Origin of the sequence: Micromonospora sp. WMMA2032 (assembly GCF_002688545.1) — a bacterium.
In the GTDB taxonomy this organism is placed as follows: Bacteria; Actinomycetota; Actinomycetes; order Mycobacteriales; family Micromonosporaceae; genus Micromonospora; species Micromonospora sediminicola.
In genome coordinates, this window is sequence record NZ_CP024052.1 from 6,041,762 (window position 1) to 6,061,989 (window position 20,228).

At 75.3% G+C, this 20,228-nt stretch carries 18 protein-coding genes and 1 pseudogene; 7 read left to right on the plus strand and 12 right to left on the minus strand.

Translation table 11 applies throughout. The features are described from left to right. The first annotated feature begins 130 nt into the window (after window positions 1–130). Window positions 131–1,768 carry a glycosyl hydrolase family 18 protein gene (locus CO540_RS28115; RefSeq protein WP_099164258.1) on the plus strand — a complete coding sequence of 546 codons (1,638 nt, stop codon included), beginning with the start codon at window positions 131–133 and terminating at the stop codon, window positions 1,766–1,768. Window positions 1,769–1,834: 66 nt separating this feature from the next. Here CO540_RS28115 and CO540_RS28120 read toward each other — a convergent pair whose 3' ends face one another. Further along, window positions 1,835–2,809 carry an AraC family transcriptional regulator gene (locus CO540_RS28120; protein WP_099164259.1) on the minus strand — a complete coding sequence of 325 codons (975 nt, stop codon included), beginning with the start codon at window positions 2,807–2,809 and terminating at the stop codon, window positions 1,835–1,837. A gap of 208 nt (window positions 2,810–3,017) precedes the next feature. On the opposite strand from CO540_RS28120, the gene CO540_RS28125 reads away from it, so the two are divergent. From CO540_RS28125 to CO540_RS28135, 3 genes are all read left to right on the plus strand, one after another. After that, entirely contained in the window at window positions 3,018–3,503 is a 486-nt protein-coding gene (locus CO540_RS28125; protein WP_091573242.1) for a hypothetical protein, read from the plus strand. Window positions 3,504–3,594: 91 nt separating this feature from the next. After that, window positions 3,595–5,001: a class II 3-deoxy-7-phosphoheptulonate synthase gene (locus CO540_RS28130; protein ID WP_091573243.1), complete on the plus strand. Its 1,407-nt coding sequence runs from the start codon at window positions 3,595–3,597 to the stop codon at window positions 4,999–5,001. Between the two features lie 175 nt (window positions 5,002–5,176). Next, window positions 5,177–6,196 (plus strand): low specificity L-threonine aldolase, encoded by a 1,020-nt coding sequence (locus CO540_RS28135; RefSeq protein WP_099164260.1) that lies wholly within the window; start codon window positions 5,177–5,179, stop codon window positions 6,194–6,196. A gap of 88 nt (window positions 6,197–6,284) precedes the next feature. Here CO540_RS28135 and CO540_RS28140 read toward each other — a convergent pair whose 3' ends face one another. Further along, window positions 6,285–7,154: a deoxyribonuclease IV gene (locus tag CO540_RS28140; protein WP_099164261.1), complete on the minus strand. Its 870-nt coding sequence runs from the start codon at window positions 7,152–7,154 to the stop codon at window positions 6,285–6,287. Between the two features lie 8 nt (window positions 7,155–7,162). Next, the gene (pknB, locus tag CO540_RS28145) at window positions 7,163–9,145 is read right to left on the minus strand and encodes a Stk1 family PASTA domain-containing Ser/Thr kinase (protein ID WP_099164262.1); all 1,983 of its coding nucleotides are present in this window, start codon (window positions 9,143–9,145) and stop codon (window positions 7,163–7,165) included. Between the two features lie 143 nt (window positions 9,146–9,288). Between pknB and CO540_RS28150 the strand changes: the two genes are divergently transcribed. Beyond that, window positions 9,289–9,669 carry an Rv2175c family DNA-binding protein gene (locus CO540_RS28150; protein ID WP_091573246.1) on the plus strand — a complete coding sequence of 127 codons (381 nt, stop codon included), beginning with the start codon at window positions 9,289–9,291 and terminating at the stop codon, window positions 9,667–9,669. 105 nt (window positions 9,670–9,774) lie between these two features. Here the strand turns inward: CO540_RS28150 and CO540_RS28155 are convergent, their stop codons facing one another. Beyond that, on the minus strand, window positions 9,775–10,857 hold the full coding sequence (locus CO540_RS28155) for a polyprenyl synthetase family protein (protein WP_099164263.1): 1,083 nt from the start codon (window positions 10,855–10,857) through the stop codon (window positions 9,775–9,777). Between the two features lie 9 nt (window positions 10,858–10,866). Next, window positions 10,867–12,327: a helix-turn-helix transcriptional regulator gene (locus tag CO540_RS28160; RefSeq protein ID WP_099164993.1), complete on the minus strand. Its 1,461-nt coding sequence runs from the start codon at window positions 12,325–12,327 to the stop codon at window positions 10,867–10,869. Window positions 12,328–12,551: 224 nt separating this feature from the next. On the opposite strand from CO540_RS28160, the gene metF reads away from it, so the two are divergent. Then, window positions 12,552–13,469: a methylenetetrahydrofolate reductase [NAD(P)H] gene (gene metF / locus CO540_RS28165; protein WP_091573248.1), complete on the plus strand. Its 918-nt coding sequence runs from the start codon at window positions 12,552–12,554 to the stop codon at window positions 13,467–13,469. A 44-nt stretch (window positions 13,470–13,513) separates the two neighbouring features. Continuing rightward, entirely contained in the window at window positions 13,514–14,203 is a 690-nt protein-coding gene (locus tag CO540_RS28170) for a CDP-alcohol phosphatidyltransferase family protein (RefSeq protein WP_098746681.1), read from the plus strand. Between the two features lie 99 nt (window positions 14,204–14,302). Here the strand turns inward: CO540_RS28170 and CO540_RS28175 are convergent, their stop codons facing one another. The 7 genes and pseudogenes from CO540_RS28175 to CO540_RS28205 all read right to left on the minus strand — a co-directional run bounded on the left by CO540_RS28175 (window position 14,303) and on the right by CO540_RS28205 (window position 20,198). Beyond that, a complete protein-coding gene (locus CO540_RS28175) occupies window positions 14,303–15,790 on the minus strand; it encodes an NAD(P)/FAD-dependent oxidoreductase (RefSeq protein WP_099164264.1) in 1,488 nt (495 codons plus the stop codon). 12 nt (window positions 15,791–15,802) lie between these two features. After that, the gene (locus CO540_RS28180; protein ID WP_099164994.1) at window positions 15,803–16,930 is read right to left on the minus strand and encodes a glycosyltransferase family 2 protein; all 1,128 of its coding nucleotides are present in this window, start codon (window positions 16,928–16,930) and stop codon (window positions 15,803–15,805) included. Beyond that, window positions 16,927–17,778, minus strand: coding sequence for a carotenoid biosynthesis protein (locus tag CO540_RS28185; RefSeq protein WP_099164265.1), 852 nt, complete (start codon window positions 17,776–17,778; stop codon window positions 16,927–16,929). Before CO540_RS28185 ends, CO540_RS28180 begins: the two co-directional genes overlap by 4 nt. Next, on the minus strand, window positions 17,775–18,329 hold the full coding sequence (locus tag CO540_RS28190; RefSeq protein ID WP_099164266.1) for a GNAT family N-acetyltransferase: 555 nt from the start codon (window positions 18,327–18,329) through the stop codon (window positions 17,775–17,777). Before CO540_RS28190 ends, CO540_RS28185 begins: the two co-directional genes overlap by 4 nt. Beyond that, window positions 18,326–19,057, minus strand: a complete 732-nt coding sequence (locus CO540_RS28195) for a monooxygenase (protein WP_099164267.1) — start codon at window positions 19,055–19,057, stop codon at window positions 18,326–18,328. The genes CO540_RS28190 and CO540_RS28195 overlap by 4 nt, the downstream gene beginning before the upstream one ends. After that, window positions 19,054–19,542, minus strand: a complete 489-nt coding sequence (locus CO540_RS28200) for a YbaK/EbsC family protein (RefSeq protein ID WP_099164995.1) — start codon at window positions 19,540–19,542, stop codon at window positions 19,054–19,056. The genes CO540_RS28195 and CO540_RS28200 overlap by 4 nt, the downstream gene beginning before the upstream one ends. A gap of 66 nt (window positions 19,543–19,608) precedes the next feature. Then, window positions 19,609–20,198, minus strand: a pseudogene (locus tag CO540_RS28205) (DinB family protein). Between the last annotated feature and the right edge of the window lie 30 nt (window positions 20,199–20,228).

A 20,228-nucleotide genomic window follows, 5' to 3' on the forward strand; every position in this document is an offset into this window, starting at 1 on the left:
GGCCCGTCGCGTCGACCGTCCCGCGCCACCCGTGAAATAGACGCATCTACATCTTGACGAAGTGATGACGGCGTGAGTAGCGTCTCAGCAATCAATTTGGAAAGTTTCCTAACTATTGGGGAGACGCCGTATGAAGAGATCGCTCCGCCGGGCCCTGTGGGCCGGCGCCGTGGTCGCGCTCGCGGTCGCCGCGGTGCCCATGACCACCGCGTCGGCCGCCGGCAGCGTCACCGCCACGTTCACCAAGGTGCAGGACTGGGGGACCGGTCACGAGGCGCGGGTGACCGTCACCAACGGCACCGGCGCCAGCGTGAACGGCTGGCGCATCGAGTTCGACCTGCCCTCCGGGACCGCGATCAGCAGCTCCTGGGACGCCGACGTGACCCGCAGCGGCAACCACTACGTCGCGGTCAACAAGAGCTGGGCCGGGACGCTCGCCCCGGGCGCCAGCTTCAGCTGGGGCTACAACGGCAGCGGCGCCTACAAGGGGCCGCTGAACTGCACCGTCAACGGTGGATCCTGCGCCGGTGGCGGCACCCCGCCGACCACGACCCCGCCGACGACGACGCCGCCCACCACGACGCCGCCGACGACCACCCCGCCGACGACGACGCCGCCGACCACCACGCCGCCCACCACCACGCCGCCCACCGGCGGCAAGAAGGTGGTCGGCTACTTCGCCGAGTGGGGCGTCTACGGCCGCAACTACCACGTCAAGAACATCCACACCAGCGGCTCGGCCGCCAAGCTGACCCACATCCTGTACGCCTTCGGCAACACCACCGGCGGGCGGTGCAGCATCGGTGACAGCTACGCCGACTACGACAAGGCGTACACCGCGGCGGACAGCGTCGACGGCGTCGCCGACACCTGGGACCAGCCGCTGCGCGGCAGCTTCAACCAGCTGCGCAAGCTGAAGAAGATGTACCCGCACCTCAAGGTCATCTACTCGATCGGCGGCTGGACCTGGTCGGGCGGCTTCACCCAGGCCGCGCAGAACCCGGCCGCGTTCGCCGAGAGCTGCTACAACATGGTCGAGGACCCGCGCTGGGCGGACGTCTTCGACGGCATCGACATCGACTGGGAGTACCCGAACGCCTGCGGTCTCAGCTGTGACAGCAGCGGCCCGAACGCGTTCAAGAACGTGATCGCCGCACTGCGGAGCAAGTTCGGCTCCTCGGCCCTGGTCACCGCGGCGATCACCGCCGACGGCAGCAACGGGGGCAAGATCGACGCCACCGACTACGCCGGCGCCGCGGCGAACCTCAACTGGCTGATGCCGATGACGTACGACTACTTCGGCGCGTTCGCCGCCCAGGGGCCGACCGCCCCGCACTCCCCGCTCTACTCGTACAGCGGGATCCCGCAGCAGGGCTTCTGGTCGGACGCGGCGATCCAGAAGCTCAAGTCCAAGGGCGTGCCGGCCAACAAGCTGCTGCTCGGCGTCGGCTTCTACGGCCGGGGCTGGACCGGCGTGACCCAGACCGCACCCGGCGGCAGCGCCACCGGCGCGGCGCCCGGCACCTACGAGGCCGGCATCGAGGACTACAAGGTCCTCAAGAACACCTGCCCGGCCACGGCCACGGTCGGTGGCACGGCGTACGCCAAGTGCGGCAGCAACTGGTGGAGCTACGACACCCCGGCGACCATCGGCGGGAAGATGAGCTACGCCAACACCCAGGGCCTCGGTGGCGCGTTCTTCTGGGAACTCTCCGGAGACACGAGCAACGGTGAGTTGATCAGCGCCATCAAGGGCGGTCTCGGCTGAGCCGAGGGCCGACGCACCACCCACCCGGCGGGGAGGGGCCGCACCGGCCCCTCCCCGCCCGCGTGGTCAGCCCCGCACGGCCCGTTCCCGGTGCTCCCGGGGCGACGACCCGTAGGCGGCCCGGAACGCGCGGCTGAAGTGCGCCGGGTGCGCGAACCCGCACCGGGCGCCGATCTGCGCGACGCTCAGCCCCCGCAGCCTCGGGTCGGCCAGGTCCCGCGCCGCCCGCTCCAGCCGGCCGGTCCGGATCAGCTCGCCGACCGTCGTACCGGTGCCCTCGAAGAGCCGGTGCAGCGACCGCACCGACAGGTGGTGCGCCGCCGCGACGGCGGCCGGGGAGAGGTCCGGGTCGGTCAGGTGCCGCCGGACGAACGCCGTCACCCGGGCCCGGAGCCCGGTGACCCGGACGTCGACCGGCAGCTCCCGCTCGACGTCCAGCAGCCCCGCCAGGGTGCCGGCGATCAGGTCCAGGGCGACCCGGTCGAGGTGCGGGGCGTCGGCCGGCGCGTACTGCTCCGGGTGCGCCGCGATCCGCCGCAGGAACGCGGCGAGCAGCGCGCCCATCCCGGTGCGGGCCGGGATACCGGCGGCGAACAGCGCCGCCAGTCGGTGCGGGGCCAACGGCAACGCCCGGTGCGGCACCAGGGCCGTCAACGTCTCCACCGCTCCCGGCGTCGCGCCGTCCGGTCGCAGCCGGGAGCCGTGCGGCCGGACGGTGTCGACCAGGGCGAACGCGGACGGGTCCAGCGGCGTCTCGTGGCGCTGCTGGGTCATCACCCCACGCCCGGACAACGGCAGGGCGAGCTGGTACAGCTCCGGGTCGCCGCTGTCGATCAGGTGGGCCGGGCGGGTGAACTCCAACGACGGGTAACGCCAGACGCCGAGGCGGATCGTGCCGAGATCGACCACCCGGGCCGAGGCGGTGAAGTCGTCCGCGTGCGCGCTGCGGATGGTGGCCGTCGACGACTGCCGGGCGACGAGATCCTGCCAGAAGTCGAAGCGCTCGGCCGGGGGCAGCCGCGCGGTGTCGACGGATGTCACGGCGAGGATGGTCCGTCACCTCCGGGGGATGGCGCGGTCCGGTACCGTCCCGCGACCCGAGACTATCGACCCCCGGCGGCTGCCGAGGATCGAGGTGCGTGCCGGGCCGGGCGATCGGACGAGGGCGCGGGACGGCGTCGGCCGGGGCGCCGGTCGGTGTGTCAGACTCGGTGGCCGGGCAGCCACGATGCCCCGATGGGAGGAACCGATGGGTCAGCAGCACCGGAGGGCGGCGACCGCCACCGTCCTGCTCGCGCTCCTGCCGGTCGCCCTGACCGCCTGCGGCGACGACGGGGCCCCCGGGGGAGCCACGCCCGCGGCGCAGCAGGCGCCGGCGCAGGAGGCGGCGGCAAAGAGCCGGGAGCGGGTGCAGGCATACCTGGACGCGCTGGCCGCCCGCGACGCCGCCGCCGGCCGCAGCCAGCTCTGCGCGCCGATGCAGGCCGCGTTCGACGCCGGGGCCACCGGCCCGAACGGCGACTTCGCCGACCACTTCACGGTGCCGCAGGCGACCATCACCGACGTCCGGTCCGGGCCGCACGGCCAGGAGGTCAGCGCCACGGTCACGGTGGCCGCCGGGTCCCGCACCGCGACCCGCGCGCTGCTGTTCACGGTCACCCGCACCGGCGCCGACTGGTGCATCTCCGGCGAGACGCCGGGCGGCCGGACCGCCCAGCCGACCGTCTCGCCCTGACCCGGGCGCCGGTGTGGCGCTGATCTCCCAACCACCGGAACCGTCCCCCTCGGCGGTGGGCGGCCTCGACGGTCGCCGTACGCTTTCCTTCATGCGCCATGAGTGGCATCAGCTGAGTCACCCCGCCGTGGGCAGCCCCGGTCTGCAGACCAGCCGCCCGACCGCCGACTCCGCCGAGGACGCTGCCCTCGGCCTGGACCGATGGCGGGAGCTGCCACGCGCGCAGACCCCGCCCTGGGCCGACCAGGACCAGGTCGCCGAGGTCTGCACGGTGCTGGACACGGTGCCGTCGGTGGTCGCGCCCTACGAGGTCGACCAGCTGCGGCAGCGGCTGGCCCTGGTCTGCGAGGGCAAGGCGTTCCTGCTCCAGGGCGGCGACTGCGCGGAGACCTTCGCCGACAACACCGAGAGCCACCTGCTGGCCAACGCCCGCACCCTGCTCCAGATGGCGATCGTGCTCACCTACGGCGCGTCGCTGCCGGTGGTCAAGGTGGCCCGGGTCGCCGGGCAGTACACCAAGCCCCGGTCGCTGCCCACCGACGCGCGCGGGCTGCCGGCCTACCGCGGCGACATGATCAACTCGCTGGAGGCCACGCCGGAGGCGCGGGTCGCCGACCCGCAGCGCATGATCCGGGCGTACGCCAACTCGGCCGCCGCGATGAACATGCTCCGGGCGTACCTCGCCGGCGGGCTCGCCGACCTGCACGCGGTGCACGACTGGAACAAGGACTTCGTGCGGCAGTCGCCGGCCGGCGAGCGCTACGAGGCCATCGCCCGGGAGATCGACCGGGCGCTCGCCTTCATCCGCGCCTGCGGGATGACCGACGACGAGGCGCTGCGCACGGTCACGCTCTACTGTTCGCACGAGGCCCTGGCCCTGGAGTACGACCGGGCGCTCACCCGGATCTCCAACCGTAAGGCGTACGGCCTGTCCGGGCACTTCCTCTGGATCGGCGAGCGGACCCGCCAGATCGACGGCGCGCACATCGACTTCATCTCCCGGATCGCCAACCCGATCGGGGTCAAGCTCGGCCCGACCACGACGCCGGACGAGGCGATCGAGCTCTGCGAGAAGCTCAACCCGGACAACATCCCGGGCCGGCTCACGCTGATCAGCCGGATGGGCAACCACCGGGTGCGCGACGCGCTGCCCCCGATCGTCGCCAAGGTGACCGCCGCGGGGGCCAAGGTCGTCTGGCAGTGCGACCCGATGCACGGCAACACCCACGAGTCCTCCAACGGCTACAAGACCCGGCACTTCGACCGGATCGTCGATGAGGTGCTCGGCTACTTCGAGGTGCACCGCGGCCTGGACACCCACCCGGGCGGCCTGCACGTCGAGCTGACCGGCGAGGACGTCACCGAGTGCCTCGGCGGCGCCCAGGGCATCGAGGACCTCGACCTGCCCGACCGGTACGAGACCGCCTGCGACCCGCGACTGAACACCCAGCAGTCGCTGGAGCTGGCCTTCCTGGTTGCGGAGATGCTCCGTGGCTGACGCGAGGAGTGAGCTTGCGAGCCCCGCAGTCGGCAGCCGAAGGAGGCACCGTGGCTGACGCGAGGAGTGAGCTTGCGAGCCCCGCAGTCGGCAGCCGAAGGAGGCACCGTGGCTGACGCGAGGAGTGAGCTTGCGAGCCCCGCAGTCGGCAGCCGAAGGAGGCACCGTGGATAGTGTGATCGATCTTCGGTCGGACACCGTGACCCGGCCGACGCCGGGGATGCGGGAGGCGATGGCCACCGCCGAGGTGGGTGACGACGTCTACGGGGAGGACCCCACCGTCGCCGCCCTCGAGGCCGAGGTGGCCGCCCGGTTCGGGCACGAGGCCGCGCTGTTCGCCCCGTCCGGCTCGATGGCCAACCAGATCGCCCTTCAGCTCCACGTCCCGCCCGGCGACGAGCTGCTCTGCGACGCCGACGCGCACGTGGTCACGTACGAGATCGGGGCCGCGGCCGCGTACGCCGGAATCTCGTCGCGGACCTGGCCGGCGGTCGGCGCGGAGATCGACCCGGACGTGGTCGCCGGGATGGTCCGGCCGGACGGCTACTTCGCGGTGCCCACCCGGGCGATCGCGGTGGAGCAGACGCACAACCGGGGTGGCGGCGGGGTGATCCCGCTGTCGACGCTGCGCCGGCTGCGGGAGGTCGCCGACGCGCACGGGCTCGCCCTGCACTGCGACGGCGCCCGGATCTGGCACGCGCACGTCGCCGACGGGGTGCCGCTGGCGGAGTACGGCGCGCTGTTCGACACCCTCTCGGTCTGCCTGTCCAAGGGCCTCGGCGCGCCGGTCGGCTCGCTGGTCGTGGGCAGCGCGGAGAAGATCGCCCGGGCCCGGTTCCTGCGCAAGCGGATGGGCGGCGGCATGCGGCAGGTCGGCATCCTCGCCGCTGCGGGCCGCTACGCGTTGGCGCACCACGTCGAGCGGCTCGCCGACGACCACGCCAAGGCCGCCCGGCTGGCCGAGGCGGTCGCGCCGCACGGTGTGCTCGCGACCGTGGTACGCACCAACATCGTGCCGCTCGACCTGACCAAGCACCCGCTCGACGCGCCCGCCCTGGCGGCGGCCGCGCGGGCGGAGGGCCTGCTGATCTCGGTGCTCGGCCCGCGTACGGCCCGACTGGTCACCCACCTGGACGTCACCGACGCGCAGGTGGACCGCGCCGCCGAGACCCTCGCCACCATCCTCCGCGCCTGACCCCGCGCTTCCTTCAATGATCAAGGAGTTCGCGTCGGCGTCGGCGTGAACTCCTTGATCACGAAGTTGGTCAGCCCCGCCCGGCCGGTCAGGGGTGGAGGCGCTTGAGGGCGGCGATGTCGGCGGCGTGGCCGACGTGCTTCTCCGTCGGCGTCTCCACCAGCACCGGTACGCCCGCGGTCGCCGGGTGGCGCATCAGCTCGGCGAACGCCGGCTCGCCGATGCTGCCCTTGCCGATGTTCTCGTGCCGGTCCCGGGTGGAGCCGCACAGGTCCTTCGAGTCGTTGGCGTGCACCAGCCGCAGCCGGTCCGCGCCGACGGTGGCGACCAGCGTGTCCAGCGTGGCGGTCATGCCGCCCTCGGCGGCCAGGTCGTGCCCGGCCGCCCACGCGTGACAGGTGTCGAAGCAGACGCCCAGCATGGGGTGCCGGTCCACCGCGTCGAGGTAGGGGTCCAGGTGCTCGACCCGCGAGGCCAGTGACCGGCCGCCCCCGGCGCTCGGCTCGACCAGCAGCATCGGCCCGCCGATCGCCGCCGCCTCGTCCAGCAGCGGGAGCAGCGACTCCCGGACCTGCCGCAGGGCCGCCTCCGCGTGCCCGGCGTCGACCGCGCTGCCGGCGTGGAACACCACACCCTCGGCGCCGATCGCGCGGCCCCGCCGCAGCGCGTGCGCCAGCGTCTCCGCCGACCGGGTGACCGTGGCCGGGGTGGGGGAGCCGAGGTTGACCAGCAGCGAGGCGTGGATGAACACGGGCAGCCCGCGTTCGCCGCAGCCGTCCCGGAACAGCGCGTCCTGCGCCGGGTCGCCCGCCGGCAGCGCCCAGCCGCGCGAGTTGGAGACGTAGACCTGCACCACCTCGGAGGCGGCCGCCTCGGCGTACGGCAGTGCCGCCCGGGCCAGGCCGCCGGAGGTGGGCGTGTGCGACCCGACCCGCCGGCGCTCGCTCCTCGCGTTCATATCTGCGCTCACAGGCAGGTCACCGTGACCGTCGTGCCCGGCGGCACCGGCGTGTTCTCGGCCGGGTTCTGCAACCGGGCCACGCCGTTCGGGTTGAGCTGGATGTTGACCGGGAAGCCCTGGCTCTCCAGCGTCTGCTTGGCCTGCTGGCAGGGCATGTCGATCACCCGCGGGACGGCGACCTGCGCCGGGCCCTTGCTGATCTCCAGCTTGACCTTGGCGCCCTTCTCCACGCCGGTGCCGTCGGCCGGGCTCTGACCGAGGATCTCGTCCTTCGGCTTGTCGGAGTCCTTGTAGTTCTCCTCCGGGGTCAGCCCGAGCTGCCCGAGGATCGTCCGCGCCTCGTTGACGTTCTTGCCGACCAGGTTCGGCACGCTCACCGGGGCGCGGCCCTTGCTGAGGATCAGCGTCACCTTCGACCCGGGCTTGACCACCGTGCCGACCTTCGGGTCGGTGGCCAGCACCACGCCGGCCGGCAGCACGTCGTCGTAGCGGGAGGGGCCCTTGGCCGGCACCAGCTTGAGGCCGGTCAGCTCGGCCTGGGCCAGCTCGAAGTCCTTTCCCACCACGTCCGGCACCGGCAGCCGCTCCGGGCCGAGCGACAGGGTCAGCGTGATCGTGCCGCCCTTGACGATCCGGGCGGCCGACGCCGGCGCCTGCCCGAGCACGGTGTCCTTCGGCACCTTCTCGTCGTGGCGGGGGTCGGCGTAGCGCAGCGTGAAACCACCGCGCTGGGCCTGCGCCTCCGCCTCGGCCTTGGTCAGGCTCACCATCTGCGGCGCGACCGTGTAACGGCCGACCCCGAACCACCAGCCGCCGATCGCCGCCACCAGGCCGAGCACCACGACCGCCGCGGCGACGGCGAGGCGGCCGCGCGGCGAGCCCATGACCCGGGTACGCAGGGCGGACAGCCGTGCGCCCAGCCCCTCCGGCGCGTCGGCCCGACGCCGGTGCGGGCGCTGCCCGCCGCTCTCGGGCAGCCGGGCCCACGGGGGACGCTCGGCGGGCCGGACCGCGGCCACCACCTGGGTCGGCTGGCTCAGCACCGCCGTGTCGTCGCTCACCCGGCGCAGCACCGCGGTGTGCGCGTGCGGGTTGCCCAGTTCGTCGCGAGCCGCCTGCACCTCGGTCAGCAGCGCGCCGGCGTCGGCCGGGCGGGCGGCCGGGTCGCGGCGGGTGGCCCGGGCGACCAGCGCGTCCAGGACCGGCGGCAGCGCCGGGACCAGGGTCGACGGGGCCGGCACGTCGCGGTCGACGTGCTGCCAGGCGACCTCGACCGGCCGGTCGCCGTCGTAGGGAACCCGGCCGGTGAGCATCTCGAACAGCACGATGCCGGCGGAGTAGACGTCGGTGCGCGGGTCCGCGTGCCCCTGGGTGACCAGCTCCGGCGCCACGTAGGCGACGGTCGCCATGAGCTGGTTGCCGTTCTCCTCCTCGGCGCTCGCCTCGACGGCCCGGGCCAGCCCGAAGTCGGCCACCTTGACCACGCCGTCGACCAGGTTGCCGCTGCCGCCGGTGGGCGCCTCGGCGACCAGCACGTTCTCCGGCTTGACGTCGCGGTGCACGAGACCGGCGCGGTGCGCGGCGGCGATCGCGGCGAGCATCTGCTCCGCGATCGCGAGCGCCTCGTCGGGGGCGAGCCGGCGCCGCTCGGCGAGCACGTCGCGCAGGGTCCGGCCGCGGACGTACTCCATCACCAGGTAGGGCAAACCGGCGTGGATCCCCTGGTCGTAGACCGCGACGACGTTGGGGTGGGTGAGCCGGGCGATGGTCTTGGCCTCGTCGGTGAAGCGCTCGACGAAGCCGGCCATCCGGGCCCGCGCCTGCGGCGCCTGGGTCGGGTGAATGATCTTGACCGCCACGGTGCGCTCCAGGCGCTCGTCGGTGGCGGTGTACACGGTCGCCATGCCGCCACGAGCCACGCGACCGCGAATGCGGTAGCGCCCGTCGATCAGCGAGCCCAGCAACGTGTCGGCGACCTGTGTGTCCATCGGCAGGCAGTCTATGTGTCGGGACGGTGAAGGTTGAACAGGATGCTACCGCCGGGTTCGGACGAGGGGGGACCGCCGCGCTGCCGCCACCGGGTCCGGGGTGCCGTGCAGCCGGTGGGGCGGGCACGTGGCAGGGTGGTCGGGTGACCGATTCCGTACCCACCGAGACGGGCGCCGACCTGCCCGGACCGACCGACCCGGCCGGCTGGCTGACGCTGCCGGACGTGGCCGAGCGCCTCGACCTGTCGATCAGCAAGGTGCACCAGATGATCCGGGACCGCGAGCTGCTCGCGATCCGCCGCGACGGTGTCCGCCGGATCCCCGCCGACCTGGTGGCCAACCGCACCGTGCTCAAGCACCTGCCCGGCGTGCTCAACCTGCTCGCCGACGCCGGCTACGACGACGAGGAGGCGTTGCGCTGGCTCTACCGGGAGGACCCGTCCCTGCCCGGCACGCCGGCCGTCGCGCTCGGCGGCGACCTGGCCCGCGAGGTCAAGCGCCGCGCCCAGGCCGTCGCCTTCTGACCCGACCCCGCCCCCGCCCGTCGATCATGAGGTTGACGGCACGATCGGAGATCAACTCCGCCGTCAACTTCATGATCGACGGGGCGCGGGCGGGGTGGGGTGGGGTCAGTCGGTGCGGCGGGTGGCGGCCATGGCCAGGTCGACCAGGGCCTGGCGGGCCTCGGTGTCGAGGTCGACGGTGGTGAGCGCGGCCAGGGCGCCCTCGGTCAGGCCGGCGATCCGGCGCTCGGTGCGCGCCAACGCACCGCTCGACGTGATCAGCTCGCGCAGCCGGTCCACCCCGGCGGCGTCCAGATCCGGCGCGCCCAGACCGCCGAGGAGCAGCTCCCGGCCGGTCGGGTCGAGCGTCTCCAGCGCCGCCGCCACCAGGTAGGTGCGCTTGCCCTCGCGCAGGTCGTCGCCGGCCGGCTTGCCGGTGCGCTCCGGGTCGCCGAAGACACCCAGCACGTCGTCGCGGAGCTGGAACGCCTCGCCCAGCGGCAGCCCGTACGCCGAGTAGGCCGCGTGCACCTCGGCCGGCGCGCCGGCCAGCGCGGCGCCCAGCAGCAGCGGACGCTCGACCGTGTACTTCGCCGACTTGTACCGGGCCACCTTGCCGGCCCGTTCCAGCGACGTGTCGCCGGTGGCCTGGGTCAGCACGTCCAGGTACTGCCCGACGGTCACCTCGGTGCGCATCTCGTCGAAGACCGGCCGGGCCCGCGCCACCGTCGTCGGCGCCAGGCCGGCCGAGTGCAGCAGCTCGTCGGACCAGACCAGGCAGAGGTCGCCCAGCAGGATCGCCGCGGCGTCGCCGAACGAGTCGGCGTCGCCGCCCCAGCCCGCCGCCCGGTGGCGCGCGGCGAACCGCCGGTGCACCGCCGGCTCACCCCGGCGGGTGTCGGAACGGTCCATCAGATCATCGTGGATCAGGGCGCTGGCCTGCACGAACTCCAGCGCGGCCAGGGCGGCCACGACCTGGTCGGAGTCGACCCCGCCGGCGCCCCGATAGCCCCAGTAGCCGAAGGCCGGGCGCAGTCGCTTCCCGCCGCCCAGCACGAACGCCTCGATCGCCTCGGCGACCGGCAGCAGGCCGTCGTCGACGGCGGTCAGCCAGCCACGCTGGCCGGAGAGGAACTCGGTGAGCGCCTTGTCGATCCGCTGGCGCAGGCCGGCGCGGTCGACCGGGGAGACGGGAGCAGCGTGGGTCACGCCCCGACGCTAGTCGCTCCCGACCGGTCGTGGCGCGCCCCCACCCCGGCGTGCCGCGCGACGCGCCGGGTGCGCCCGTCGCGCCCGCGCCTCCCCGGACCAGCCGGGGGCCGGCCCGGGGAGGTAGGGGCGGGCGGACGCGGTCAGCCCCGCGTAGCGCCAGGCGGCCGGTTCGGACGGGTGGGCGGCCAGGGCGCGGCGGAACTCGGTGAGCTGGCCGACGGCCCGGTGCGAGCCGGAGCGGACGGCGTCGAGCAGCGCCGCCGAGGCCACCTCGCACGCCTCGGGCACCTCACCGAGTCCCAGGTGCGCCCGGGCCAGCCAACTGCCGTAGACGGCGGCCCGGCGCGGCCGGCCCGGGACCGTCGCCGCCCGGGCCAGCAACGGGACGGCGCGCGCCGGCCGGCCCGAGGCGACCAGCGTCCGCCCGGTCATCGCCGCCAACTCGGCCTCGTCGAGCCAGTAGAGCCAGGGCGGTTCCCGGCCCGGCTCCGGCGCACCGGCCCCGGCCGCGCCGGCGAGCGCCCGGTCGGCGGCGCGGTGCCGGCCGGCGAGCGCCGCCGCGAGCGCGACCCGGTGCAGCAGCAGCGCCCGCAGGCCTGCTGAGGCGGTGGCGCGGCCGGCGGCGTACCCGATCCGGGCCAACGTGAGCGCGCCGGCCGGATCGCCGGCGTCGGCCAGCAGGTGGCTGGCGGACCCGAGCACGTACGCGGCGAGCGGCCGGTCCCCGGCGGCCAGGGCGGCGCGCAGCGCCAGCCGGTAGGCCGCCAGACCCGCGGCCGGGTCACCGGCGTCGGCGGCCAGCCATCCGGCCAGCTGGGCCGACTCGGCCAGGACCGGCAGCAGCCGGCGGCGGCCGGTGGGCCCGGCGAGCCGGTAGCCCCGTGCGGCGCGGCGCAGCCGGCGGGCGCCGAGCACGGCGAGGTCACCCCCGCCGAGCAGGTCGTCCCAGCGCCGCAGCGCGGCCAGCCCGACCCCGTCCGGTGGGGCGTCCGGCGCGGCGCGGGGACGGGCGCCGCCCGGCGGCGCGTCCGGACCCTCGGGCGCGGTCGGGGAGACGCCGGCCACCGGGTCGGCGCGGAGCAGCGCGTCGCCGAGCGGCCCGGCCGACGTGCCGCCGGTCGGGTCGGCGGCCCAGCGGTGCGCCAGGGTGAGCAACGCGAACCGGGCGCGCGACCCGGCCGGGTCGACCGCCGCCGGCGCCACGCCGAGGCGGCGGCTGCGCGCGGCGGCCTCGGCGATCAGCTCGCCGGGCACCCCGAGGACGGTGGCCAGCCACGCGGACCAGAAGTCACCGGGAAGGCGGACCTGGCGTTCCCACCGGGACACCTCGTGGCGGGTCAGGGTGGGCACGCCGGAGGCGGCGCAGAGCTCGGCGGCGACCCGCTGCTGACTCCAGCCGCGGGCGGAGCGCAGCTCGGCCAGGAGCGGCCCGAGCAGGCGGGGGCCGGACGGCGAAGACGGGATCATCGGGTCCTCCGGGGGTACGGCGCGGGACGGCGACACGGACACCGGTCGTGCCGGACCGGCGCGTCGCCGTCGTGGCGACCCCCGACGCGGGCCCCCGGGCCGGCCACCGGCCACCCCACCGCGCTGCCGTCGTTTCTACCCCCGGGGTACGACGCTCCGGCGGGGCCTGCTCGCGGGCTGGGAACATCCTCGGTGCGCCCGCCCGGTCCGGCTAGAGTCGGTCCGTGGCGCTCGGTCTTCCCTCGGTCCTCCCCAACTCCCAGCCGGCGATCGGGGAGCTGATCCGTGACGGCCGGCCGACCTTCTCCTTCGAGTTCTTCCCGCCGAAGACGCCGGCCGGCGAGAAGCTGCTCTGGCAGGCCATCCGCGAGCTGGAGTCGTTGCGCCCGTCGTTCGTCTCGATCACCTACGGCGCCGGCGGTTCGACCCGGGACACCACGGTCGCGGTGACCGAGCGGATCGCCACCGAGACCACGCTGCTGCCGATGGCGCACCTCACCGCGGTCAACCACTCGGTCGCCGAGCTGCGACACGTCATCGGGCGGCTGGCCTCGGTCGGTGTGCGCAACGTGCTGGCCGTGCGGGGCGACCCGCCCGGCGACCCGGGCGGCGAGTGGGTCCCGCATCCCGAGGGCGTCCACTACGCCGAGGACCTGGTCCGGCTGGTCCGCGACAGCGGCGACTTCAGCGTCGGGGTGGCCGCCTTCCCGTACAAGCACCCGCGCTCGCCGGACGTGGCCAGCGACACCGCGCACTTCGTCCGCAAGTGCCGGGCCGGCGCCGAGTTCGCCGTCACCCAGATGTTCTTCGACGCCGACGACTACCTGCGGCTGCGCGACCGGGTCGCCGCCGCCGGCTGCGACACCCCGATCCTCGCCGGCGTGATGCCGGTGACCCAGATCGGCACCATCGAGCGGTCGGTGCAGCTCTCCGGGGCGCCGTTCCCGCGGGCGCTGGCCGAACGGTTCGAGCGGGTGGCCGACGACCCCGCGGCGGTCCACCGGCTCGGCGTCGAGCAGGCCGGCGAGATGTGCGCCCGCCTGCTGGACGAGGGCGTGCCGGGGATCCACTTCATCACCCTCAACCGGTCGACCGCCACCCGCGAGGTCTGGCAGCGGCTGCGTGCCGACGCCCGGGTGTGACCACCCGCCGGACGACACCCGCGCCGCCCTTCTACGGTTGATCCGTGGTGGGCACACAGCTGAACTGGGACCAGTACGCGACCGCGTGGGCGCGGCTGCACGGCGGGTTCGATCCCCGGACCGCGGCGCCGGTGGTGCGCGCCTGGCTGCGCTTCGCCTACCACGTGGGCTACGTGCTGGGCCGGCTGCGGGTCGGCCCGACCGCGGTGACCGTGTTCGGCGTGCTGCTCTGCTTCTGCGTACCCCTGCTGGTGGGCCGGGTCGGCGACGGACCGTTCCTGGGCTCGCTGTTCGTGCTGCTCGCCGCGGTGGCGGACAGCGTCGACGGCGCGGTGGCGGTGGCCACCAACCGGACCACCCGGCTGGGCTACGTCTACGACTCGGTCGCCGACCGCCTCGGCGAGGTGGCCTGGCTGATCGCGTTCTGGCTGCTCGGCGCGCCCGGCGCGCTGGTCGCGGCGGCCGGCGGACTGTCCTGGCTGCACGAGTACGTGCGGGCCCGGGCCGTGTCCGCCGGGATGCGGGAGATCGGCGCGGTGACCGTGGGGGAGCGGCCCACGCGGGTCTGTGTGGCCCTGGTCGGCCTGCTGGTCGCCGGGCTCACCGGGCTGATCGACGCCGACCTCACCGCCGGCACCATCACCATGGCGACCACGGTGTGGGTGCTGCTCGCCGGGTTCGGCCTCGGCCAGTTGCTCGCCGCCGTGCGTCGCGCCCTGGTCGACGCCGGCTGACCGGCCGCGCGGGCGCAGTGGGCGCGTCGCGTGGGGTGGGTGTTAACAAGGGGCCCTTCCTCTACCCGAGGCGTTAAGAAGGGGCCCTTCCTTACACCCTCACCAGGCCGGGCCGACCGCCTCGGCGACGATCTCCGCGGACAACGTCACCATGGGCAGCCCGCCCCCCGGGTGGCTGGAGCCGCCGACCAGCCAGAGCCCGGCCGCCGGTCCCCGGTTGGCGGGGCGCAGCAGCCCGCCCGCGGTGCCGTAGATCGCCCCGCCCGGCGCGCCGGTGGCCGCGTCCAGGTCGGCCGGGGTGCGGATCTCCCGGAACACCAGCCGGTCCCGCACGTCCACGCCGCGTTCGGCGAGCACGTCGAGGATCCGGTCCGCGTACGCGTCGGCCAGCCCGGGCCGCCGCCAGTCCACCGCCCCGGCGGCGGTGCCGTGCCGGGGCGCGTTGACCAGCACGAACCACGCCTCGTGGCCGTCCGGCCGGACCGTCGGGTCGTCGGCGGCGGTGACGAAGACGGTCGGGTCGGGCGCCGGACGGGCCCGCACGCCGCGACCGGGGTCGCCGAAGACGGCGTCGAATTCGGCGTCGTAGTCGCCGGGGAAGAAGACGGTGTGGTGGGCCAGCCCGGAGTCGCCGCGGACGCCGAGCAGCAGCACGAAGCCGGCCAGGCTGCGGTCGGTGAGCGCGGCCAGCCGGCGCGGGTCGGGCAGCAGGTCCCGGTAGACGGTGAGCGCGTCCACGTTGGCCACCACCACGTCGGCCGGAACGGGGGCGGCCGACCCGGCGACGCGTACGCCGTGCACCCGGCCGCCGGCGGCGTCGATCCGGGTGACCGCGGCGTCGGTGCGCACCACCACGCCCAGGTCCAGGCAACGCGACAGCAGCGCGTCGGCGAGCGTGCCCAGCCCGCCGCGCAGATACCAGCCGCCGTACGCCAGCTCCGCGTAGGGGACGGCGACCAGCGCGGCGGGCGCGCGGCGCGGGTCGGCGCCGGTGTAGGTGGCGTAGCGGTCGAGCAGCATCCGCAGTCGCGGGTCGGACAGGTATTTGCGGCCCAGGCCGCGCAGCGTGCGGCCGGGGCCGATCGCGGCGAGGTCGCCCAGCCGCCAGGCCAGCGCGGCCAGGTCGCGCGGGGAGTCGACGGTGCGGCGCAGGATGTCCCGGTGCGAGGCCGCCCACACCCGGTCGGCCCGGCGCCACAGCCGCTGCCAGTCGGCGGCGGACCGGTCGCCGAACGCGGCGCCGACACGGGCGGCGAACTCGTCCGGGTCGGCGCAGGAGTCCAGCGTGGGACCGCCGCCCGGGAAGACGTGCCGCACGATCGGGTCCAGCGGGACCAGGTCGAGGTATTCGTCGAGCTTCGCGCCGGTCGCCTCGAACAGGTCGGAGAAGACCTGCGGCAGGGTGACCAGGCTCGGCCCGGTGTCGAAGCGCCACGCCCCCTCCGGGGTGTGGTGGGTGTAACGGCCGAGTTTGCCGCCGACCGTGCCGGCCCGTTCGAGGACGGTGACCTCGTGCCCGGTGACCGCGAGCCGGGCGGCGGCGGCGAGGCCGCCCACGCCGGCGCCGATGACCACGATGCGCGCCATGACGTGCCCCTCCTAGGTGACCGGGCGACCCCGCCAGGTGAGCCGGCGTCGCTTCCGCAGATGGTACGACCGGACGGTCAGCCAACCGAGGACCACGACCGACACGGGGTGCGCCAGCGCGTCGGGCCAGGCCCGGCCGCCGGTGGCACGGGCGCTGACCACGCGCCCCGCGACGCCGCCCAGGTAGGCCAGGAACGCCACCGCGGCCACCGCCGGCGCGCCGGCCACCAGCGCCGCCACGGCCAGCAGCGGGGGCGCCGTGTAGAGCAGGAGCAGCAGGGTCAGCACGGCGGCCGCGCCGGCCGGGTGCCCGAACGACGCCCAGAGCGACTTGGTGTAGCCGTCGCGCAGCTGCGGCCAGTCGTCGTACATCCGGCAGGAGGCCAGCCGGGAGCCGTCGGCCAGCGCGATCCGGCCGCCGGCCCGCTTCACCGCCCGGGCCAGCTCGATGTCCTCCAACACCTTGTCGGCCACCGCCGCGTGCCCGCCGGCCCGCAGGTAGCCGGCCCGGTCCACGACCAGGAACTGCCCGCCGGCGGCGGCCAGCGAGGGCCGCCGCGAGCGTTCCATCGCGCGCAGCGGCAGGAACGTCAGCCACAACCACTGCAACAACGGCTGCACCAGCCGGTCGGCCGCGGTCCGCACCACGATCCGGGGGTACGGCGACAGCAGCGTCGCGCCCGCCGCGCGCAACTCGGCCACCGCCGCCGCGACCGCGTACGGGGTGAGCACCACGTCGGCGTCGACGAACGCCAGCACCGTCGGTTCCGGGTCGGCCCGGGTGGCGAGCTGCCAGCAGGCGTGCGGCTTGCCCAGCCAGCCGGGCGGTGGGGCGACGCCGCTGAGCAGCGTCACCCGGGGATCGGCGCCGGCCACCGCGCGGACCACGTCGGCGGTGCCGTCGGTCGAGCCGTCGTCGAGCACCACGATCCGCAGCCCCGGCACCCCGCGCTGGGCGAGCAGCGCGCGCAGGCACGGGGTGACCCGGCCGGCCTCGTCGCGCAGCGGCAGCAGCACCGCCACCGCCTCGGCGGCCTCCACCGGGGCGGCGCCCGGGCGGCGCAGCCAGGCGAGCGCGTTGACGAGCGTGTGCCCGGTGAGCGCGGCGACCGCCACCACCGACGCGAGGGCGGCGGTCATGCCGGCGCGTCGACGCGCGGCGTGGGATCCGGCGCGGCGGCCCGGTCCCGGCGGCCCCGCCACAGCGCCACCGCCAGCGGCACCGCGGCCACCGCCATGCCGGCCGCGCCCCAGAGCGCGGACGCGGGCAGCCGGAGGAAGACCGCGTGCGCCAGCACGCTGGAGGCGTACGTCCAGAGGTAGAGCGCGAACATCGGGGCGTCCCGGCCGTCGACCCGGTCGACGGACGGCCCGGCGAGCGGGCGCAGCGCGGCGGCCAACAGGACCGCGAAGCCCAGCCAGCCGAGGTAGTTGCTGACCGGGATGCCGGGCAGTCCGGGCAGCGCCGGGGTGGCGTCGAGCCAGGTCCAGTAGCCCTCGGCCACCATCTGCGGGTCGAGGAACAGATCCCACGCGGCCAGCCCCACCGCCGCGAGCGCGACCCGTGCAAGGAGGGGCCCCTTCTTAACGCCTCCGGTAGAGGAAGGGCCCCCTTTTAACGCCTGGGTGAGCCGGACCGCGGTGAGCCACGCCGGCCAGGCCATCCAGGTCCAGGCCAACGGGATGATCAGCGGCACGCCGGCCAGCTTCGGGCCCAGCTCGCCGGAGTAGTCGTAGCTGCCGAACGGGAACCCGGTGGCCACGCCGAGCGCCTCGACGGCGAACCCGCCGCCGGTCGCGACCGCGACCAGCGCGGCCGCGGCCCGGACGCCCCGGGTGAGCAGTGCGTGGCCGACGGAGAGCAGCCAGCCGAGCACCACGGTGGCCACGGTCAGCCCGGCCCGGGTCGCGCCGCCGGTGAGCGGGTAGCAGATCTGGGCGAGGACCAGGACGGCCAGCAGCGCCCAGGGCAGCCGCACGCCTCTCATGTCCGGTCCGGCGGGGGGAGTGGCAGGTCCCGGCCGAGCACGCCGAACGGCCGCTCGTCACCGGGGAAGTGGAAGTGCCGCAGGACGTCGGTGAAGCCGAACCGGCGGTAGAGCCGCCAGGCCCGGGACGTCTGCTCGTCGGCCTCGGGGGTGGAGAGGAGCGTGGTGTCGCCCTCGGCCATGGCGAGCAGCGCGCGCAGCTGGCGGGCGCCCAGGCCGTGCCCCTGCGCGGGTGGGCGGACGTGCAGCTCGACCACCTCGAACGGATGGGTCAGCCAGCGCTGCCGGGCCGGCGGGGTCAACGCCCGCAGCACCTGGTCGTGCCACCACTGGCCGCTGGCGCCGAGGTAGCCGTACCCGAAGCCGGCCAGGTGTCCCTCGGTGGTCAGGCTGGCGACGGCGCGGAAGCCGGGCCGGCGGACGTGGGTGGCGATGTAGCCGCGCCGGGCCTCCAGCAGGTCGGGGCGGTAGCCCATCGCCTCGCCGTAGACGGCCACCACGTCGTCCAGACGCCGGACCAGGTCGTCCGGCGTCCACCGCACCAGCCTCATGCGTTCCCTCTCGCCGAGTCGGGGTCGCCCTCGGCGGCGACCCAGCCGAGCACCCCACGGTCGCCGACCACGTCGCCCACCGCGAACCGCGCGAACAGTTCCTCCGCGTACCAGCCCTCGGTGGGGGTGCGGGTGATCGCGGCGCGGTGCTCGGGGGAACGGTACGCGAACGCGACCAGGTCCGCCGGGTCGCGCCACACGCTCACCGTGCCCTGCCAGCCCAGCGGCGCCTCGCCCACGCCGAACCGGGCGAGCAGCCCGGGCGCGGCGTGCAGCGCGCCGGCGACCGGCGGGATCGCCCGCCAGAACGTGGCCGCCCGCCGGGCCCGCAGCCGGGCCCGGGTCAGCGCCAGCACCGGCCCGGTTGCCCGGCCGCCGGCCGGCGCGCCGAACGGCTCCCGGCCGGACCACTGGCCCCGGCTGGTCAGCGGACGCAGCTCCACCCGCACCGCGGCGCTCGCGATCCGGGCCCAGGACCGGGCGACCGGGGAGGAGTCGAAGCCTGCCGCGTCGGCGGGGGAGTCCCACACCGCCAGCGCGGCCCAGCGGGTCAGGTCGGCGTCGCCCGGCCCGAAGCCGGTGCCGGTCCCGGTGCCGAGCAGCTTGGCGAAGCGGACGCCGGGCAGCCGGCGCAACCGGGCCGGGTGGGTGGCCATCCGGGCCAGCGCCCCGGGCACGGACCGGCGGGGGATGCGCCACACGTGCAGCGTGACGAGGTCGGGGTTCACGCCACCTCGGCCGGGGTGCCGGCGGTGATCCGCAGCAGTTCCGCGTACGTGGTGGGGAACACCGCCTGGGGCACGCCGCCGGCCGCCCACACCTCGTCGTATCCGGCCAGGGCCGTGTCGACCAGGGTGCGCAACGGTCCGGGGTGGCCGACCGGGGCGACCCCGCCGATCACCTGGCCGGTGTGCCGCTTGACGAAGTCGGGGCTGGCCCGGCGCAGGTGGGTCACGCCCAGCGTGGCGGCCAGCCCGGCGGTGTCGACCCGGTGCGCGCCGGAGGTGAGCACCAGCAGCGGCGCGTCGTCCGCGTCGAAGATCAGCGAGTTGGCGATGGCGCCGACGGCGACGCCGAGCGCGTCGGCCGCCGCGGCGGCGGTGTGCACCGCCTCCGGCAGCAGGCGGACGCGGCTCGGGCCGCCGGAGCCGTCCCGCGCTCCCGCGTCGTCGAGCGCCCGCTGCACCGCCTGCACGTTCGGGTGTGGCTGCATGCCGGCCATTCTCCCCGCCGCGCCCGCCCGGCGCGCAGCCACCCACGCCGCGTCCCGCCGGCCCGGCTACCGGAACCGGTCGGCGAGCCCGGTCAGCTTGGCGACGTACGCGGGCCAGTCGTGGTCCCGGGGAGGCTGGTGTTCCCCTGCTGCCAACCGATCGCCCCGTCGTGCTGTTCGCGCAGGATGTCGGCCTGCCCGGCGTGGCGGGCGAGGTCGTAGACCACCCGCACGACGATCTCGTGCAGGGTCACGTCCGGGGCGTCCGGCCCCCACCACGGCACCCGTCCCGGGGCGTCGAGCGGCAGCTCGGCGATCGTCTCGTCGGCGAAGGCCCCGACGCGCCGGTAGAGGTCGATCAGCCCGTCCTTCGTCTCGTCCTCCCGGGCGTACCAGTCCGCCTGGGGGTCCTCCTCCTGCGCGGCCAGGGAGACCAGTTCCTCGGGCGTCGGGAACTCGCGGCCGAAGGTGGGCCCGAAGTAGCCGGCCTCGACGTTGAGGCAGTGCTTGATGATGCCCAGCAGGCTGGTGCCGGTCGGGGTACGGGGCAGCCGGGCGTCGCGTTCGCCCAACCCGTCGAGCTTCCAGATCAGGTCGTCGCGGCACGCCTGGAGGTAGTGGCGCAGCGCCGTCTTCGGGTCGTCCTTGTCAGCCATGCGCGTCAGTCTGCCGCCCGCGGACGAGCC